Annotated in this window: 20 protein-coding genes; 16 read left to right on the top strand and 4 right to left on the bottom strand. The window is 64.4% G+C overall.

What is annotated here, in order from left to right:
• Positions 1-30: 30 nt before the first annotated feature.
• From AC1D0I_RS18035 to AC1D0I_RS18080, 10 genes are all read left to right on the top strand, one after another.
• Complete coding sequence (locus AC1D0I_RS18035; RefSeq protein ID WP_095089405.1) at positions 31-492, top strand: RidA family protein; 462 nt, start codon at positions 31-33, stop codon at positions 490-492.
• A gap of 23 nt (positions 493-515) precedes the next feature.
• Positions 516-1,721, top strand: coding sequence for an aminotransferase class V-fold PLP-dependent enzyme (locus AC1D0I_RS18040; protein WP_477396757.1), 1,206 nt, complete (start codon positions 516-518; stop codon positions 1,719-1,721).
• 149 nt (positions 1,722-1,870) lie between these two features.
• On the top strand, positions 1,871-2,071 hold the full coding sequence (locus AC1D0I_RS18045) for a plastocyanin/azurin family copper-binding protein (RefSeq protein ID WP_477299962.1): 201 nt from the start codon (positions 1,871-1,873) through the stop codon (positions 2,069-2,071).
• 46 nt (positions 2,072-2,117) lie between these two features.
• Positions 2,118-2,657 (top strand): sigma-70 family RNA polymerase sigma factor, encoded by a 540-nt coding sequence (locus AC1D0I_RS18050; protein WP_477396759.1) that lies wholly within the window; start codon positions 2,118-2,120, stop codon positions 2,655-2,657.
• On the top strand, positions 2,654-3,565 hold the full coding sequence (locus AC1D0I_RS18055) for an anti-sigma factor family protein (RefSeq protein ID WP_477396761.1): 912 nt from the start codon (positions 2,654-2,656) through the stop codon (positions 3,563-3,565). The genes AC1D0I_RS18050 and AC1D0I_RS18055 overlap by 4 nt, the downstream gene beginning before the upstream one ends.
• A gap of 208 nt (positions 3,566-3,773) precedes the next feature.
• The gene (locus tag AC1D0I_RS18060) at positions 3,774-4,763 is read left to right on the top strand and encodes a sugar phosphate isomerase/epimerase family protein (RefSeq protein WP_095089630.1); all 990 of its coding nucleotides are present in this window, start codon (positions 3,774-3,776) and stop codon (positions 4,761-4,763) included.
• Positions 4,764-4,776: 13 nt separating this feature from the next.
• Complete coding sequence (locus AC1D0I_RS18065) at positions 4,777-5,652, top strand: MurR/RpiR family transcriptional regulator (RefSeq protein ID WP_477396763.1); 876 nt, start codon at positions 4,777-4,779, stop codon at positions 5,650-5,652.
• Entirely contained in the window at positions 5,649-6,542 is an 894-nt protein-coding gene (locus tag AC1D0I_RS18070; protein ID WP_477396765.1) for a ribokinase, read from the top strand. The genes AC1D0I_RS18065 and AC1D0I_RS18070 overlap by 4 nt, the downstream gene beginning before the upstream one ends.
• Before the next feature lie 117 nt (positions 6,543-6,659).
• Positions 6,660-7,157, top strand: a complete 498-nt coding sequence (gene purE / locus AC1D0I_RS18075) for a 5-(carboxyamino)imidazole ribonucleotide mutase (protein ID WP_477396766.1) — start codon at positions 6,660-6,662, stop codon at positions 7,155-7,157.
• Positions 7,154-8,230 carry a 5-(carboxyamino)imidazole ribonucleotide synthase gene (locus AC1D0I_RS18080; protein ID WP_477396768.1) on the top strand — a complete coding sequence of 359 codons (1,077 nt, stop codon included), beginning with the start codon at positions 7,154-7,156 and terminating at the stop codon, positions 8,228-8,230. The genes purE and AC1D0I_RS18080 overlap by 4 nt, the downstream gene beginning before the upstream one ends.
• 15 nt (positions 8,231-8,245) lie before the next feature.
• Here AC1D0I_RS18080 and AC1D0I_RS18085 read toward each other — a convergent pair whose 3' ends face one another.
• Entirely contained in the window at positions 8,246-8,668 is a 423-nt protein-coding gene (locus tag AC1D0I_RS18085) for a lysozyme inhibitor LprI family protein (RefSeq protein ID WP_477396770.1), read from the bottom strand.
• A gap of 229 nt (positions 8,669-8,897) precedes the next feature.
• Here AC1D0I_RS18085 and ykgO point away from each other — a divergent pair, with 229 nt between their 5' ends.
• From ykgO to AC1D0I_RS18100, 3 genes are all read left to right on the top strand, one after another.
• The gene (gene ykgO / locus AC1D0I_RS18090; RefSeq protein ID WP_006327841.1) at positions 8,898-9,023 is read left to right on the top strand and encodes a type B 50S ribosomal protein L36; all 126 of its coding nucleotides are present in this window, start codon (positions 8,898-8,900) and stop codon (positions 9,021-9,023) included.
• A 112-nt stretch (positions 9,024-9,135) separates the two neighbouring features.
• The gene (locus AC1D0I_RS18095; protein WP_477396772.1) at positions 9,136-9,741 is read left to right on the top strand and encodes a tetratricopeptide repeat protein; all 606 of its coding nucleotides are present in this window, start codon (positions 9,136-9,138) and stop codon (positions 9,739-9,741) included.
• 124 nt (positions 9,742-9,865) lie between these two features.
• Positions 9,866-10,933: an alpha/beta fold hydrolase gene (locus tag AC1D0I_RS18100; RefSeq protein ID WP_477396774.1), complete on the top strand. Its 1,068-nt coding sequence runs from the start codon at positions 9,866-9,868 to the stop codon at positions 10,931-10,933.
• Positions 10,934-10,961: 28 nt separating this feature from the next.
• Here AC1D0I_RS18100 and pyk read toward each other — a convergent pair whose 3' ends face one another.
• Both pyk and AC1D0I_RS18110 read right to left on the bottom strand, forming a co-directional pair.
• Positions 10,962-12,398: a pyruvate kinase gene (pyk, locus tag AC1D0I_RS18105; protein ID WP_095089422.1), complete on the bottom strand. Its 1,437-nt coding sequence runs from the start codon at positions 12,396-12,398 to the stop codon at positions 10,962-10,964.
• A complete protein-coding gene (locus AC1D0I_RS18110) occupies positions 12,395-12,841 on the bottom strand; it encodes a DUF1036 domain-containing protein (RefSeq protein ID WP_477300185.1) in 447 nt (148 codons plus the stop codon). Before AC1D0I_RS18110 ends, pyk begins: the two co-directional genes overlap by 4 nt.
• A 287-nt stretch (positions 12,842-13,128) precedes the next feature.
• Here AC1D0I_RS18110 and AC1D0I_RS18115 point away from each other — a divergent pair, with 287 nt between their 5' ends.
• The 3 genes from AC1D0I_RS18115 (at position 13,129) to AC1D0I_RS18125 (ending at position 15,544) form a co-directional block, all read left to right on the top strand.
• Positions 13,129-13,926 carry an N-formylglutamate amidohydrolase gene (locus AC1D0I_RS18115; protein WP_477396776.1) on the top strand — a complete coding sequence of 266 codons (798 nt, stop codon included), beginning with the start codon at positions 13,129-13,131 and terminating at the stop codon, positions 13,924-13,926.
• 18 nt (positions 13,927-13,944) lie between these two features.
• On the top strand, positions 13,945-14,253 hold the full coding sequence (locus AC1D0I_RS18120) for a DUF1244 domain-containing protein (RefSeq protein WP_477299973.1): 309 nt from the start codon (positions 13,945-13,947) through the stop codon (positions 14,251-14,253).
• Between the two features lie 109 nt (positions 14,254-14,362).
• Positions 14,363-15,544 (top strand): MFS transporter, encoded by a 1,182-nt coding sequence (locus tag AC1D0I_RS18125; protein WP_477396777.1) that lies wholly within the window; start codon positions 14,363-14,365, stop codon positions 15,542-15,544.
• Here the strand turns inward: AC1D0I_RS18125 and AC1D0I_RS18130 are convergent.
• A partial coding sequence (locus tag AC1D0I_RS18130) for a LysR substrate-binding domain-containing protein (protein WP_477396779.1) occupies positions 15,502-16,044 on the bottom strand: 543 nt, incomplete at its 5' end. The two genes, AC1D0I_RS18125 and AC1D0I_RS18130, sit on opposite strands and share 43 nt — an antisense overlap.

The raw sequence follows: 16,044 nt of genomic DNA on the forward strand, positions 1-16,044 counted from the left end.
ACAGCGAAAGCTGTTCGCAAGGAGCATTTGATGACGCCCTACATCCGGCTCGCCGAACTCGGCTTGACGCTGCCCGAGCCGCCGACCCCGATCGCCAACTTCGTCACCCATGCCGAAAGCGGGCGGTTGATTTTCCTGTCCGGTCAGGGACCACTGCGGGCCGACGGCACGCTGTTCACCGGCAAGGTGGGAGACGATGTCACCGTCGAGGAGGCCTATCAGCATGCCCGCCTCACTGGCCTCAATCTCCTCGCCGTCATGCACGCAGCCGCCGGCGACCTCGGTCGCATCGTACGCATCGTCAAGCTGCTCGGCTTCGTCAACGCGATACCGACCTTCAGCGATCACCCAAAGGTGGTCAACGGTTGTTCCGACCTGTTCGCCGATGTCTTCGACAATATTGGCGGTCATGCCCGCTCGGCGATCGGGGTCGGCTCCTTGCCCGGAAATATCACCGTTGAAATCGAGGCGGTTGTCGAGATCGCCGCCTGACCTTTAGAAATGGAATCCGAGAAATGAACACCTATTCCGCCGACGGCTCCAACACCACCATCCGCGAACGGCTCGGCCTTCGCCCGATCATCAATGTCTCCGGCACGATGACCGCGCTTGGCGCATCGATCATCGTCCCGGAAGCGATCAGCGCCATGGCTGAAATAGCCTCGCAATGGGTGGAGATGGACGATCTGCAGCGCGCCGCAAGCACGGTCGTTGCCCGCCTCACCGGCGGCGAGGCCGGTTTCATCACCGCTTGCTGCGCCAGCGGCATCACCATGGCGATCGCCGGCGCGATGACCGGGACCAACCTGCTCGCCATCGAGCGCCTGCCGGACGACACCGAGGATCTCAAGTCGGAAGTCATCGTCCAGCTCGGTCATATCGTCAATTACGGCGCGCCGATCGACCAGTCGATCCGGCTGGCCGGAGCAAGGACCATTCCCGCCGGCACGGTCAGCGTGACCCAGGACTATCATGTGCGCGACGCGATCCGCGACCGCACGGCGGCGGGCCTCTATGTCGTCGCGCACCACACCGTGCAGTACGGCATGCTGTCGCTGGAGGAATTCTGCGAAATCTGCCACGCCAGGGGCGTCCCGGTGATTGTCGACGCCGCTTCCGAATATGATCTGCGCGGCTTCCTGGAGCGCGGCGCCGACATCGTCATCTACAGCGGACACAAATTCCTCAGCGGACCGACCAGCGGCATCGTCACCGGGCGCAAGGATCTGGTGCGCGCCGCCTATCTGCAGAACCGTGGCGTCGCACGCGCCATGAAGGTCGGCAAGGAAAGCATCGCCGGCACCATGGCGGCACTGGAAGCCTGGGAAAAGCGTGACCATGCCGGCATCCGCCGGCGTGAAGAAGCAGCCCTCAACCTGTGGAAGGACACGTTGCAGGGCCTGCCGGGCATCGTCGCGCAGATAATCCCTGATCCGACCGCCAATCCGCTCGACCGGCTGCAGATCTTCGTGTCGCCCGAGAGCCGGTTCACCGCCGCCGGCCTCGCCTCGGCTCTGGCCGCAGGCCCGCCGCCCATCATTGTGCGCAACCACGAGGTGGAACGCGGCCATTTCTTCCTCGACCCGTGCAATCTGCATCCCGGCGAAGCGGAGATCGTTGCCGAACGGCTGCGAGCCGTATTGACCGCGGCCGACCGGCCCGTCGACGCCATGAAGCCAGCCCGCAAGGATTCGTCCGGCTCTTTGCGCTGGCCGGATTGAGCGCCAAACCGACATACATCCAAAAATGCACCGGCTACGACCGGCTGATCACGCGACTGTGAACAGCCGCATTTGCACCCGGCGGGAATAAACCGTCACTGGAACAAGTCTCCTCGACATACGCCGTTGCAGGCGTTGAGGAGCCTGACATGCCCCATCATTGCGAGGATGACAGCGACCATGGCACCAGCTGTCGTCTCGCGCCGGAGCGCATGATCGTCGTCAGACCCTCCCCCAAGGCGCTTGACACCGGTGACACATATGAATTCACCTTCACCAAAGCAGGCGACTTTGCCTATTTCTGCGGGCTCCACCCGCACATGCAGGGCAAGATCACCGTCGCGCCTTGAGGGCGCATGGCAGAACCTTCCCGGAGTGCCGGATCATGCTGCGGTGTTGAGCGAGAAGGCCCTGGCCGAGCGCTTCGGTGAGGTGGTGCTGCCCCATCTCGGCGATGCGCTTGCGCTCGCCCGCTGGCTGACCGGCAATGCCGCCGATGCCGAGGATGTTGTGCAGGAAGCCTGCGTGAAAGCACATGCCGGCATTGCCGGTTATGCCGGCGGCAATGCCCGCGCCTGGCTGCTGACCATCGTGCGCAACACCGCCTACACCTGGATGTCGCGCAACCGGCCGCGCGCCATGCTGGCCGTCGGCGACCTCGGCGATCTCGACGAGATGGCAGCGGCGCACGGTACCAGGCTGCCGGACGAAGACGGTCCGGAGGCGAGCCTGATCGCCAAGGCCGACACGGCGGCACTGGAGGCGTCGATCGCGGCACTGCCGCAGCCGTATCGCGAGACGCTGGTGCTGCGCGATATCAACGGCCTCAGCTATCGCGAGATAGCGGCGATGCTCGGCGTGCCGATGGGCACCGTCATGTCGCGGCTGGCCCGTGCCCGCGGCCTGCTTGTGTCTGAACTGGGGAGAGCGCCATGACCAACCATGACGACGGACTGCCCAACGATCCCGAAGGTATCAGGCTGATGATCCATGCCCTCATTGATGGCGAGCTCGACGCGGCTGCGGCACTGGCGGTGGAGCGGCGCATCGCCGCCGACCCGCAGCTTGCCGCCGAACACGCTCGCATCGTCGCCTTGCATGCGGCGGTGAACCGCTTGCCGCGCCCCGATGTCAGCGATGCCTTTCAGGCCCGCATCGCGGCGATCGGCGTTGCAGCCACGGCACAACAGACGCAAGACGATCCGGCGGAGCCGCAGCAGGGCGCGCCGCCGGCGCAACCGGGGTTGATTATCCCGACCGGTGCAGGCCAGAGGCGAAACGCCGAGACACGCCCGTCGCAGACGCGGGTCCTGCCTAGGCCACGCCGCTTCGGCTCGTTCGACTGGCGTGCCATGGCAGCGTCGATCATGATCAGCGCCGTGCTGGCAAGCGGCGCGACACAATGGGTGATGGTCAACAGCGCGTCCGACAGCTTTGCCGCGGCGGTCGCCAGCGGCCATCGCCGCAGCCTGCTTGCGGCGAGTCCGATCGACATCGTCTCGTCCGACCGCCACACGGTGAAGCCGTGGCTAGATGCTCGGATCGGCGTGTCGCCGCCGGCGCCGGACCTCGCCCAGGATGGCTACGCATTGATCGGCGGCCGAGTCGAGGTGATCGCCGACCGGCCGGTACCGGCGCTGGTCTACCGCCACCGCGAGCATCTGATCACGCTGGTCGCCGAACCGCAGCAGGGCGGCGGCACCACAGCACCTGACGATCTCTCGTCAGGCGGCTTCTCGCTGGTGCACTGGAGCGACGGCGCGTTCTCCTACTGGGCGATCTCCGACATGGAGCGCCCCGAACTCGACGACTTCGTCGCCCGCTTCCGCAAGGCGGCGGTGTGAGGAGATCCAGCCTCGTCACTGATCCCGCCACCGCCCTGACAGATTCTCCGACCCACGGGGCCAGTCAAGAAATCGCCGCTTCCCGGCCCGCGTTTGCGTGGCTCGGCCGGGCCGGGATTGCGGCCTGACCGTCGCTCTAACGCCCTCGCACCAATAACTTTACAAATATCTTTGCTTGTGTGAAGTTATGAACGTTGAAGGGTCAATCATGACAGCCAATCGTTTCGCCACGCGCCTGAATTCCTTTGCCTCGCAGCCGCAGGCCGAATGGCCGGATCTCACCGGCAAGCCGTCACTGATGCAGATGGCAGCGCGCGCTGCCAGGGTTGCCGGGCTGACCGACCTCGATTTGAATTTCCCCGACCATGTCAGCGAAAGGCCGGCTGAAATCGCGCGAAACTTGGGCAACCTTGGCCTTTCCATTAATGGCTTCGCCATGCGCTACTACTCCAACCCGGCCTTCAAGCTCGGCGCCTTCACCAATCCGGATCCGGCAGTGCGCCGCGAAGCCATCGACCTGACCAAGGCCGGCATCGACGCCGTGCGCGAGGCCGGCGCCAGCCTGATGACGCTGTGGCTCGGACAGGATGGCTTCGATTACGCCTTCCAGGCCGACTATGCGACACTCTGGCAACACGAAATTGACGGAATTCGTGAAGTAGCCGCGCATGACCCCGGCTGCCAGATCAGCCTGGAGTACAAGCCAAACGAGCCGCGCTCCTACAGCCTGATGCCGGATGCGGCGACGACCTTGCTGGCAATCCGCGATGTCGGACTGCCCAATCTCGGCGTCACGCTCGATTTCGCCCATGTGCTCTACGCCGACGAGCAGCCGGCCTTCGCCGCCGCCCTGGTGGCGCGCCACAGCAAGCTGCTCGGCGTGCATCTCAATGACGGCTACGCCAAACGCGACGACGGCCTGATGGTCGGCGCCGTGCATACGCTGCAGACAATCGAACTGCTCCGGCAAATCCGCAGAGACGGCTACGCCGGCGCTATCTATTTCGACACCTTTCCCGACATGACGGGTCTCGATCCGGTGCATGAGTGCGAGGTCAATATTGCCACCGTCAAGCGCATGCTGCGGGTCGTCGACCGGATCGACCAGGACAACCGGCTGTCCGCCGCCATCGAGCGCCAGGACGCGGTGACGTCGCAGGCCATCATACAGGAAATCATGCTCGGGCCTGACGTATGACGAGGGGGCGTGGATGACCTTGAGCGGGCTGGACCTGAAAGCGGTGGGACCGCGCATCCGCATGATGATGCCGCATCTCACACCGCTGGAGGCGAAGGTGGTGGAAACGGTCTTTGGCCGACGCGGCTTCGACGAGAGCATTCCGCTGAAGCGGATCGCCGAGGAATCCGGTGTGTCGGAAGCGATGGTCGTCAAGATCGCCAAGAAGCTTGGCTTCTCCGGCTATCGCGACTTCCGCACCGCCGTCTATGAATACAGCCGCCTGCCGACCGCGGAGATGCACCAGGAACTGTCGTCGGACGATAGTTCGGCCGAGATCGTGCAGAAGGTGTTCCGCACCTCCATCCAGGCGCTGGAGGAGACGCTGGCCATCCTCAACATCGAGGATTTCGACCGCGCCGCCGATCTTCTGTACCGCGCCGGGAATCGTGACTTCTACGGCGTCGGCGGTTCGGCGCAGATCGCGCGCGACGTGTCTCACAAATTCCTGCGCATCGGCATCCGCACGAATGTCTTTGATGACTCGCACATGATGCTGATGTCGGCCTCGCTGCTCGGCCCAGACGACATCGCCGTCGGCTTCTCGCACTCCGGCAACACGTCGGCCGTCATCGACGCCATCCAGCTTGCCCGCAGGAACGGCGCACGCACGCTTGCCATCACCAACTACAACAATTCGCCGTTGGCCGGTGTCGCCGACATTGTGCTGTGCTCCACCGCGCAGGGCTCGCCGCTGATGGGAGAGAACGCGGCGGCCCGCATCGCCCAGCTCAACATCCTCGACGCGTTGTTCGTGGCGGTGGCGCAGCGCGACTACCAGGCGGCGGAACGCAATCTCGGCCGCACCATGTCGGCGGTGGCATCGAAAAGAAAAGACCGGGGCTCATGAGGATACCGCCGCTGGTCACCGTGTTCGGCAGCCTGCACTATGACATCATGGTCGACGCGCCCGACCGCCCGCGCAAGGGCGAAACGGTGACCGGCCATGCCTGGCACCCGAAATGCGGCGGGAAGGGCGGCAACCAGGCGGTCTCGGCGGCAAGGGCCGGTATGCGCGTGGCGATGATCGGCGCCGTTGGCGACGATGATTTCGGCAGGGCGCTACTGGCCAATCTCGATCGTGCCGGCGTCGACCGTCGCTTCGTTCGGCTGGCGCCGGGCGCCGGGTCCGGCATGAGCGTGGCGATCTTCGACGAAAGCGGCGACTACGGCGCGGTGATCGTTTCGGGCAGCAATCTCACGCTTGGCGACAGGGACATCGCGGCTGCTTCCAAGGTAGTGGCACAAACGTCCGTACTGCTTTTGCAGAACGAGATACCTGGGGCCGCCAACATTGCCGCCGCACGCGCGGTGAAGAGACATGGCTGCCGCGTCCTGCTCAATGCCGCCCCCGCGCGCAAACTCTCCAGTGAACTGATCGTGCTCGTCGACATCCTGGTGGTCAACGCCATCGAGGCGGAATTCCTGACCGGTCTGGCTGTGGTCGAAACATTGGAAGGTGCCGCGCAAGCGGCGCGACTTCTGGTCGAACTCTGCCCAACCGCAATTGTGACGGCGGGCGGCGAGGGCGTCGCTTGTTGCGACCGGACCGGTGCCGCCTTCGCGTTGCCGGCCATCCCGGTCAAGGTCGTCAGCACGCATGGCGCGGGCGATGAATTCGTTGGTGCGCTGGCCGCCGCACTTGCCCGTGGAGAGGCCATGCTGGCCGCCGTCACCGCGGCCAACGCCGCTTCGGCCTTGCTGGTTTCGACACCCGAGGCCGAGCGCGGCAGCATCTGACGCCTGGACTCCGGAGGACCCACTTTCCGTCTTGCCAAACGGCACCGGCGGCCGCCTATCCTTGCGGCTTCGCGCGAATTCCGCTAAGGCGCGCCTTTGTCGCCGGGGAGCACGGACTTGGACGATCAACGCGCCGATGTCGCCATCATCATGGGCAGCCAGTCCGACTGGGCAACCATGCGCCATGCGGCCGAAACGCTGGAGGCGCTCGGCATCCCGCACAAGCGGTTGATCGTCTCCGCGCATCGCACACCCGACCGTCTCTATGATTTCGCCAAGGGCGCCAAGGCTGCCGGTTACAAGGTGATCATCGCCGGCGCCGGCGGTGCGGCGCACCTGCCCGGCATGACCGCGGCGATGACGCCGCTGCCGGTGTTCGGCGTGCCGGTGGAATCGAAGGCGCTCTCGGGGCAGGATTCGCTGCTCTCCATCGTCCAGATGCCGGCCGGCATTCCCGTCGGAACGCTGGCCATCGGCAAGGCCGGTGCGACCAACGCTGCACTTCTGGCTGCCGCCGTGCTCGCGCTTTACGACGACAAGCTTGCGACGCGGCTGGATGCCTGGCGCGCCTCGCAGACCGCCAAGGTCGCGGTCGAACCGACGGATGCAGCGTGAGACTGCCCGCCGGATCGACAATCGGCATCATTGGCGGCGGCCAACTCGGCCGCATGCTGGCGATGGCGGCCGCTCGCCTTGGCTACCGCACGGTGGTGCTGGAGCCGCAAGCGGATTGCCCGGCAGCACAGGTCGCCAACCGGCAGATAACGGCTGCCTATGACGACCCGGCCGCTCTTGCCGAGCTGGCTGCGGCAAGCTCCGTCATCACCTACGAGTTCGAGAACGTGCCGGTTGCGGCTGCGAGCGCACTGGCCACCAAGGTTCCGGTCTATCCGCCGGCGCGCGCGCTTGATGTGGCGCAAGACAGGATAAGCGAGAAGACGTTCCTCAATGGCATCGGCATTGCCACGGCGGATTTCCGCCCCGTCGACAATGACGACGAGCTGACGGCGGCGCTGAAAGCATTCGGCGGCAGTGGCATATTGAAGACACGCCGCATGGGCTACGACGGCAAGGGCCAGCGCGTCTTCCGCAACATGGAAGCCGGCGGTTTCGCCGGTACCTGCGAGGCGATGGGCAATGTACCGCTGATCCTGGAGAGCTTCGTGCCGTTCGAGGGCGAGATTTCGGTGATCGCGGCGCGAGGGCTGGACGGCGCCGTCGCCGCCTACGATCCGGCCGAAAATGTCCACCGCAAAGGCATTCTCCACACTTCGACCTTGCCGGCCGCCATTAGGCCCGAGACAGCCGCCGCGGCACAGGCGGCAGCATCGAAGATATTGTCGGCGCTCGACTATGTCGGCGTCATCGGCGTCGAGTTCTTCGTGCTGCCCGACGGTTCGCTGCTGGCCAACGAGATCGCGCCGCGGGTGCACAATTCCGGCCATTGGACGGAAGCCGCCTGCATCGTCTCGCAGTTTGAGCAGCACATCCGCGCCGTCGCCGGCTTGCCGCTGGGAGACCCTAAGCGCCATTTTGACTGCGTGATGGAAAACCTGATCGGTGACGATGTGCTGCGTGTCGCCGAATTGCTCGCCGAGCCCGACCTGATGCTGCATCTCTATGGCAAGGCCGAGGCCCGGCCCGGCCGCAAGATGGGCCATTTCACCCGGGTCAGCCTTCGCGCCTGACTTCACAAACCCGCGTTATTGTACGTCACCGCTCTCGTCCTCGTCAGGACTGGCGCAACTCGCGTCACCCTCCTCGCAATTGGCCGCGGCAGCGAGCTGCTTGGTGCGGTCATTGGTCAGCCTGGTCAGGCATTGCGAAACTTCCATCGAATGGATCGAGCCGCCCGCGCTGGCCGCGGTCGAGTGAGCGCATTCGGCGTCGCGGAAGGCGATCCAGGCGCGTTGCGCCGCCTGCAGCAACTTCTTGCTGTCGGCATCATCCGAGCTGATGAGGTCCTGGTAGGCCTTGTTCAATCTGGCGTCCGCGGCCTGATAGTCCGCCCCGGCACAGATGTTCATCATCTGCTGGCTGCCGTCGCTGCGGTCGCATTCCTGCGCCCGGGCAGCCGAAGCTCCCGCCAGCAAGACAAGGCAGGCGGACAGGAAAATCCGGCGCATAATCATCCCCAAATCACTTCACGGCGACCGCATCATCCCAGCCGGCTGGAGGCCGCGCAATGCCGCCAACCCGACATGGCGGATATTTGATGATATGGCGAGGTAGAGCACGCTTGCGGTTGACACGGACAAGGCTCCTCGTTTATGAGCCACCCACAGTTCAAAGGCGCGTCTTCTGGCGCGCCTTAAAATTTCGACCCGGACCGGGTCCACACCGACAGGCAAGACCATGAAGATCAAGAATTCGCTCAAGGCGCTGAAGGCGCGTCATCGCGACAACCAGCTGGTTCGCCGCAAGGGCCGCGTCTACATCATCAACAAGACTGCCCCGCGCTACAAGGCACGCCAGGGCTGAGCTTTCGGCCGGAGGCTTCGTGCCTCCGCCGATTGATGCTTGTCGTCGGTCCTCCGACCTTCTCACGCTAAAATCACTTTGATGTTCCGCCGCCCGGGATTAGAGTCGGGCGATGCGGATTCTTTTTGCATTTCTGGCGATCTTTCTCGTTTCCGGTGCCGTCGCCTTACCGGCTCGGGCGGATGATCAGGCGGCTGCGCCGGCGGCCCCGGATGCCCCGCCGCCGGTGATGACGAAACAGGCCCATCTCGACCAGCTGTTCAGCGACCTGAAGCGGGAGCGCAACGAAAAGGCTGCCGAGCGCATTGCCGGCAACATCTGGAGCGAGTGGTTCCAATCCGGCAGCGCCTCGATCGACCTGATGATGATTTGGTCGCAAAAGGCCATCGAAGGCCAGAAATTCGATGTCGCGCTCGATTTCCTCGATCAGGTGGTGACCTTGCAGCCGACATATGCCGAAGGCTGGAACCGGCGCGCCACCGTGCATTTCATGATGAAGAACTACGGCAAGTCGATGTCCGACATCGACCATACGCTGCAGCTCGAGCCGCGCCATTTCGGAGCGCTGTCCGGCCTGGCGCAGATCATGGCCCTGACGGGCCACAAGCAATCGGCGCTCGAGGCCTGGCAAAAGGTGCTGGCCATCTATCCAATGATGCGCAGCGCCCAGGACCAGGTCGCCTCACTGTCGGAAGAGCTTGCCGGCGAAGGCATTTGATGCCTCTGATCTCCCAGCCGGGGTATGCTGAGATTCAGGTCAGGCCCAGCCGTTCGCAGGCCAGCCCCACCTGAACGTCAGCATGCCCCAGAACTAATTCCGCTCCAGCCCGTATTTTCCCCGCATGAACCTGATCTACGCTGCCCTCGCCTTCCTGATGGCGCTTGTCTTCGGCCTTGTCGGCGTCACCCGCGTCGGCTCTTGGCTTATCGAGCGGCGCAATCCGCCGATCGGCGACTTCGCCGACATCAATGGCGCCCGCATCCACTATGTGCATATTCCGGCGCCTGCGAATGCCTCGCTGCCGGCTATCGTCTTCATTCATGGCGCCAGCGCCAATCTCAGGGACCAGATGCTGCCGCTGCGGCCGCTGCTCGAAGGCCACGCCGAAATGCTGTTCATCGACCGGCCGGGTTTCGGCTGGTCGGAGCGTGGCCCGGGCAACAACGAAAGCCCGTCGGCCCAAGCCAACACCATCGCCGCGCTGATGGACCGTCTCGGCATGAAGAAAGCTGTCGTCGTCGGCCATTCCTTTGGCGCCGCCGCGACCACCGCGTTTGGCCGCGAGCATGCCGACAAGACGCTTGGGCTGGTCTTTCTTGCGCCGGCGACCCATCCCTGGCCTGGCGGTGCAACCTCCTGGTACTATGATCTGACGACCATTCCGGTGATCGGCCGGCTGTTCACCGAAACGCTGAGCTATCCCGCGGGAACGCTGCAGATGGCTGATGCCACGACCTGCGTCTTCTCGCCCAACAAGGTGCCGGACAATTACCTCGCCACCGCCTCGATCCCGCTGGTGCTGCGGCCACCGGCCTTTCGTGCCAACGCCACCGACGTCGCCGGGCTCTATCGCTATGCCCTTGGTGCCGCCCCCCACTACGCCGAGATCAAGGCGCCGACCGTGGTCATTTCGGGCGATCGCGACAAGGTCGTCTATGCGCAGATTCACTCGGTCGGCCTCGTCCGCGACATTGCCGGCGCCAAGCTGGTCTGGGTGCACAATCTCGGCCACAAGCCGGACTGGATTGCCCCGGACCTTGTCGTCGGCGCCATTGAGAAGGCCGCCGGCAAGGATATCGACCTGCAGGCGATGGCCAGGACCGTGGAAGCGCGTATTGCCGGCGACGCCTATGGCGCCGGCAAATGCGCCGACCTCAAGGTGCCGCAGGCCGAACTCGCGCCGACCTGATCACGCTTGCTGGTCCAGGCGAACCGATCTAACGGGTGCTTTGCACGTCCGACCCGACATACGCGATACGCAGCATGTTGGTCGAACCGGGGGTCCTCAGCGGTACGCCGGCGGTGATGATGACGCGGTCGCCCGGCTTGCCGAAACCTTCGTCGAAGGCGATGCGGCAGGCGCGGTTGACCATGTCGTCGAGGTCGCTGGCATCGGGCGAGACGACGCAATGCGTGCCCCACAGCAGCGACAGCCGCCGCGCCGTGTTGAGGATCGGCGACAGCGCGATGATCGGCACCTGCGGACGCTCGCGGGCGGCGCGCAGGCCGGTGGTGCCGGACGCCGTGTAGGTGATGATTGCCGACAGTTTCAGCGTCTCGGCGATCTCGCGGGCGGCCAGCGAAATGGCGTCGGCGCCGGTTGCTTCCGGCTCGGAGCGCTGCGCGTTGATGATGCCGGCATAGGTCGGATCGGTTTCGACCTTGGTGGCGATGCGGTCCATCATCGCCACCGCTTCGACCGGATAGGCGCCTGCGGCGGACTCCGCCGACAGCATGATGGCATCGGCGCCTTCGAAGACGGCGATCGACACATCGGACACCTCGGCGCGGGTCGGCACGGGGGCGGTGATCATCGATTCCAGCATCTGCGTTGCAACCACCACCGGCTTGCCGGCGCGGCGCGCGGCGCGCGTGATCTGCTTCTGGATGCCAGGCACCGCCTCGAGCGGCATTTCGACACCGAGATCGCCGCGGGCGACCATCAGGGCATCGGACAGTTCGATAATCTCGGCCAGCCGCGCAACGGCCTGCGGCTTTTCGATCTTGGCCATGATCAGTGCCCGGCCGCGCGCGATCTTGCGCGCTTCGGCCAGATCCTCCGGCCGCTGCACGAACGACAGCGCAACCCAGTCGACGCCCGTCGACAGAACGGCATCGAGATCCTTGCGGTCCTTCTCGGTCAGCGCGCCGACCGGCAGATCGGTATCTGGCAGGCTGACGCCTTTCTTGTCGGAAATCGTGGTGCCGGCAATGACCGTGCAGACGATCGACTTGCCGTCGCTTCTCACCGCCTTCAATTCGAGCTTGCCGTCATCGATCAGCAAGCGATGACCAGCTTCTACCGAGCTCAGGATTTCGGGATGCGGCAGGTAGACCCTGGTTGATGTGCCCGGCTCGGGATTGTTGTCGAGCGTGAAGGTCTGGCCGACGGTCAGCACTTCCTTGCCATTGGCGAACTTGCCGACGCGCAGCTTGGGGCCTTGCAGGTCGGCCAGAATACCGATCGGCCGGCCGACCGCTTCCTCGACGGTACGGATGCGTCCGACCAGCGTGCGCATCAGCTCGTGATCGGTATGGCTCATATTGATGCGGAACACATCGGCGCCCGCTTCGAACAATTTCTTCAGCATCTCCTCCGACGAGGAGGCCGGACCGATGGTGGCTAGGATCTTGACCTTGCGGCTACGTCTCATTGACTGTTTGTTCCCGGGGTGGCTGGAGCGCCTCCCGTTGCGGGCTCATCGGTCAGCTGGACCATCCAGCTTGCCTGTTCGCCCGTGTCATATTCCTGGAATCCGGCGCGCTGAAAGCCCCGTGCGACGCAATCGGTTACGCCCGCGATCTTGAACTCTTTTTCAGCCACGCACATGTTGATCGGGCCGTCCCAGCGTCCACCGCGTTCGGCGTCTTCTGCATAAAGATAGTAAAACCTTGATGACAGCGGTCCTTCGATCAGCGTCTTGCAGCTCGATCCCTCGATGTGCCACCAGCCCTCGGTGATCCAGCCGGCCTTGGCGCGATAGCCGATGCCGACGCCGACCAGGTTCTGCGTGGCGTTGCAGACACGGAAATCGGCACGCGCCGGCGAGGCCATGACCATCGCCGACAGGCCCACGGCAAGGATCAGGAGCGGCATGGCAAAGGCGGAGCGCATGCGCTGCCTGCCGGCGGAACCCATCCGAAAACCCCTCAAGAACCACATCTGCATCTCTCTGCGCCCCTTTTCGGAAAAGTCCGGGCGCATGTCAACGCGCCGTTTTGTCCAATTCCAATCGATTTAGAAAGGCTCCGGCGCACAATTCGCCGACTTCTGCCAGATTTCCCGGGAAACCTTGGCCAAACAACGGCATTGCACAAGCGTCGTCTTCGTGGAATGACGATAGCACCCTCCCCGGAAGCCAGCGAACAGACCATTTCCCGCCAATGAACCGATCCACAGTTTTCGCGCCTTTCGACATCGTCGAAGGCGACCGCAAGCGAGGCATTGTGCTTCTGGGCGACCATGCCCGCCGCGACCTGCCGGAGGACTATGGCAGCCTCGGCCTGCCGGCGGCGGAGTTTGACCGTCACATCGCCTATGATATCGGCGTCGAGGCGGTGACGCGCGAATTGGCTGCCTTGCTCGGCGTGCCGGCGGTGCTCGCCAATTTCTCGCGGCTGCTGATCGATCCCAATCGCGGAGAAGACGATCCGACGCTCATTCGCCAGCTCTATGACGGCACGGTCGTGCCCGGGAACTACCCGATTGCTGCCGAGGAGCGCGAAAGGCGGCTCGACGCCTTCTACCGGCCCTATCACGACGCCGTCGGCGCCATGATTGCCTCGGTCGCGCAGGCCTCTGCCCAGACGCCCTTCATCTTCTCGGTGCATTCCTTCACCCCGGCCATGCAAGGGATCCAACGTCCCTGGCATGTCGGCATCCTGTGGGATCGGGATGACCGGGTGGCGCGGCCGCTGATCGACATGCTGGCCGCCGACAAGAGCCTCGTGGTTGGCGACAACGAACCCTATGATGGCGCGTTGCGCGGCGACACCATGTACAAGCACGCCATCATCAACGGCTTCGCCCATGCGCTGATCGAGATCCGCCAGGACCTGATATCGGACCAGACGGGCGCGATCGCCTGGGCGCAGCGCCTGGCACCGATCGTTGACGCAATCGACCGCCGTCCCGATATACATGTGGTCAAGCAATTCGGCTCCCGAACCGGGCCATTGTAGAGCCGCAAGGAGGTTTCGATGACCGAACTCAGCGACGAGCAGAAGCGCGATTTCGAGGCTGCGGCCTTTCGCCGGCTGGTCGAGCATCTGCGCGAGCGCAACGACGTGCAGAACATCGACCTGATGAACCTCGCCGGCTTCTGCCGCAACTGCCTGTCGAACTGGTATCGCGAAGCTGCCGAGGCCGAAGGCGTCGACCTGTCCAAGGACCAGTCGCGCGAGATCGTCTACGGCATGCCCTATGCTGAATGGCAGGCGCTCAACCAGACCGAGGCCTCCGATGCCAAGAAGGCTGAATTCGAGGCGCGACGCCCTCGGGACCATTAGGCGCTCCAAAGCCAAGTTTGGCCCAAGCGCTTTCCCCGAAAGACTGCTTGACTGGGAATTGAATCGATCTAATTTGCCGCGCGAAGCCATTTCTGACCGGATTCGCCTTATGAACGTGTCAACTGCCATGCTGACTGCCATTCGCGGACGATGGGCCGTTGCGGCCATTTTCCTCGCCAACGGCTTCCTGACCGGCAGTTGGGCGCCGCAGATCCCGGTGTTTCTGACACGGCTGGAGATCACTAAGTTCACGCTCGGCCTGCTGATCCTGCTGTTCGGCGCCGGCGCTGTCACCGCGATGACCTGGTGCGGCCACCTGATCTCGAAACATGGTTCGCGCACCGTGCTGCGCTGGTTCGGTCTTTGCGGCAGCCTTGGGCTGCTGGTTGTGGCGCTGGCCCCCAACGTGCCGCTGGCGGCCATCGCCATGTTCATTTTCGGCGGCTCGATCGGCGGCATGGACGTCGCCATGAATGCCAATGCGGTGGTGGTCGAACGGCGGCTCTCGCGCGCCATCATGTCGTCCTCGCACGGCTTCTGGAGCCTTGGCGGTTTCGCCGGCGGCGGCCTTGGCGGCTTTGCCATCCAGCACTACGGCCACCTCGCTCACGCTGCGGTGGTGACGGCGCTCGCCCTCGCGGTGATCGCGGTGGCGGTTCGCCATCTGGTCGCCGAGGACAGGCCGCAGGCGACCGAGCATCACCAATTCGCGCTGCCGGGAAATCCGCTAGTCTACCTCGTCGGCCTGATGGCGCTGCTGACGATGATCTCCGAAGGCGCGGTGCTCGACTGGGCGGCACTCTATCTCAGGCAGGAACTTGGTGCAGACCTTGCCATTGCCGGTCTTGCGTATGCCGCTTTCTCAGGTGTCATGGCGATCATGCGCTTCTTCGGCGACGGCGTTCGCAACCGCCTCGGCGCGGTGATGACGTTGCGCGCGTCGGCGCTCGTCGCTGCCGCCGGCATGCTGATCGCCGGGCTGTCACCTTCGCCCTGGCTTGCCATCGCGGCCTTCGCCTTATGCGGCTTCGGCATCGCCAACATGGTGCCGATCATCTTTTCGGCCGGCGGCAACCAGGAAGGCATGTCGTCGGGCACCGGCATGAGCGTGGTCACCACCATGGGCTATTCCGGCATTTTGGTGGCACCGTCGGCGATCGGTTTCGTTGCCGAGCATTTCAGCTTCGGCCCGATCTTCGTCGCGATGTCGGGGCTGCTGGTTGTCGTGCTGCTGATGGCCGGGCTTGCTCACCGCGCCGAATTTGCTCCCGACGCCACGCCGGCCGAATAGCGTTTGAGTTCGTCGTAAAGGAAATCCGCCACGCGGCGGATGCGCACGCTGGTGCGCACGTCGCGATGCATGGCCAGCCATACCGGCAGCACCGGCAGCGGCAGGCCAGGCAGCACCTTTTCCATCAATGGATCGCGGTCGGCCAGCGGCTCCTGGCCGAGACCAATGCCGTTTCCCGCCCGCACAGCTTCCCACAAGACGATCTGGTTGTCGGCCCTGAAGCGGAAGCTGCTGCGGGTGACAGGGATGCCATATTGGGTGAAGCCCCTGATCATCTCGTCGCTGCGGTCGAAACCGACCAGAGCGTGCTCGACAAGGTCGGCAGGCTGCAGCGGGCGACCGCGCCTGTCGAGATAGGATTTGGCCGCGCAGGCGCAGAGTCTGATATCGCAGACCTTGCGCGCCAGCAACTCGTTCTGCCCCGGCTTGACCATGCGGATGGCGATGTCGGCATCGCGGCGCAACAGGTTCTCGACCTGGTTCGAGGCAACAATCTCGAC

This window comes from Mesorhizobium sp. P2_D1 (assembly GCF_056404455.1).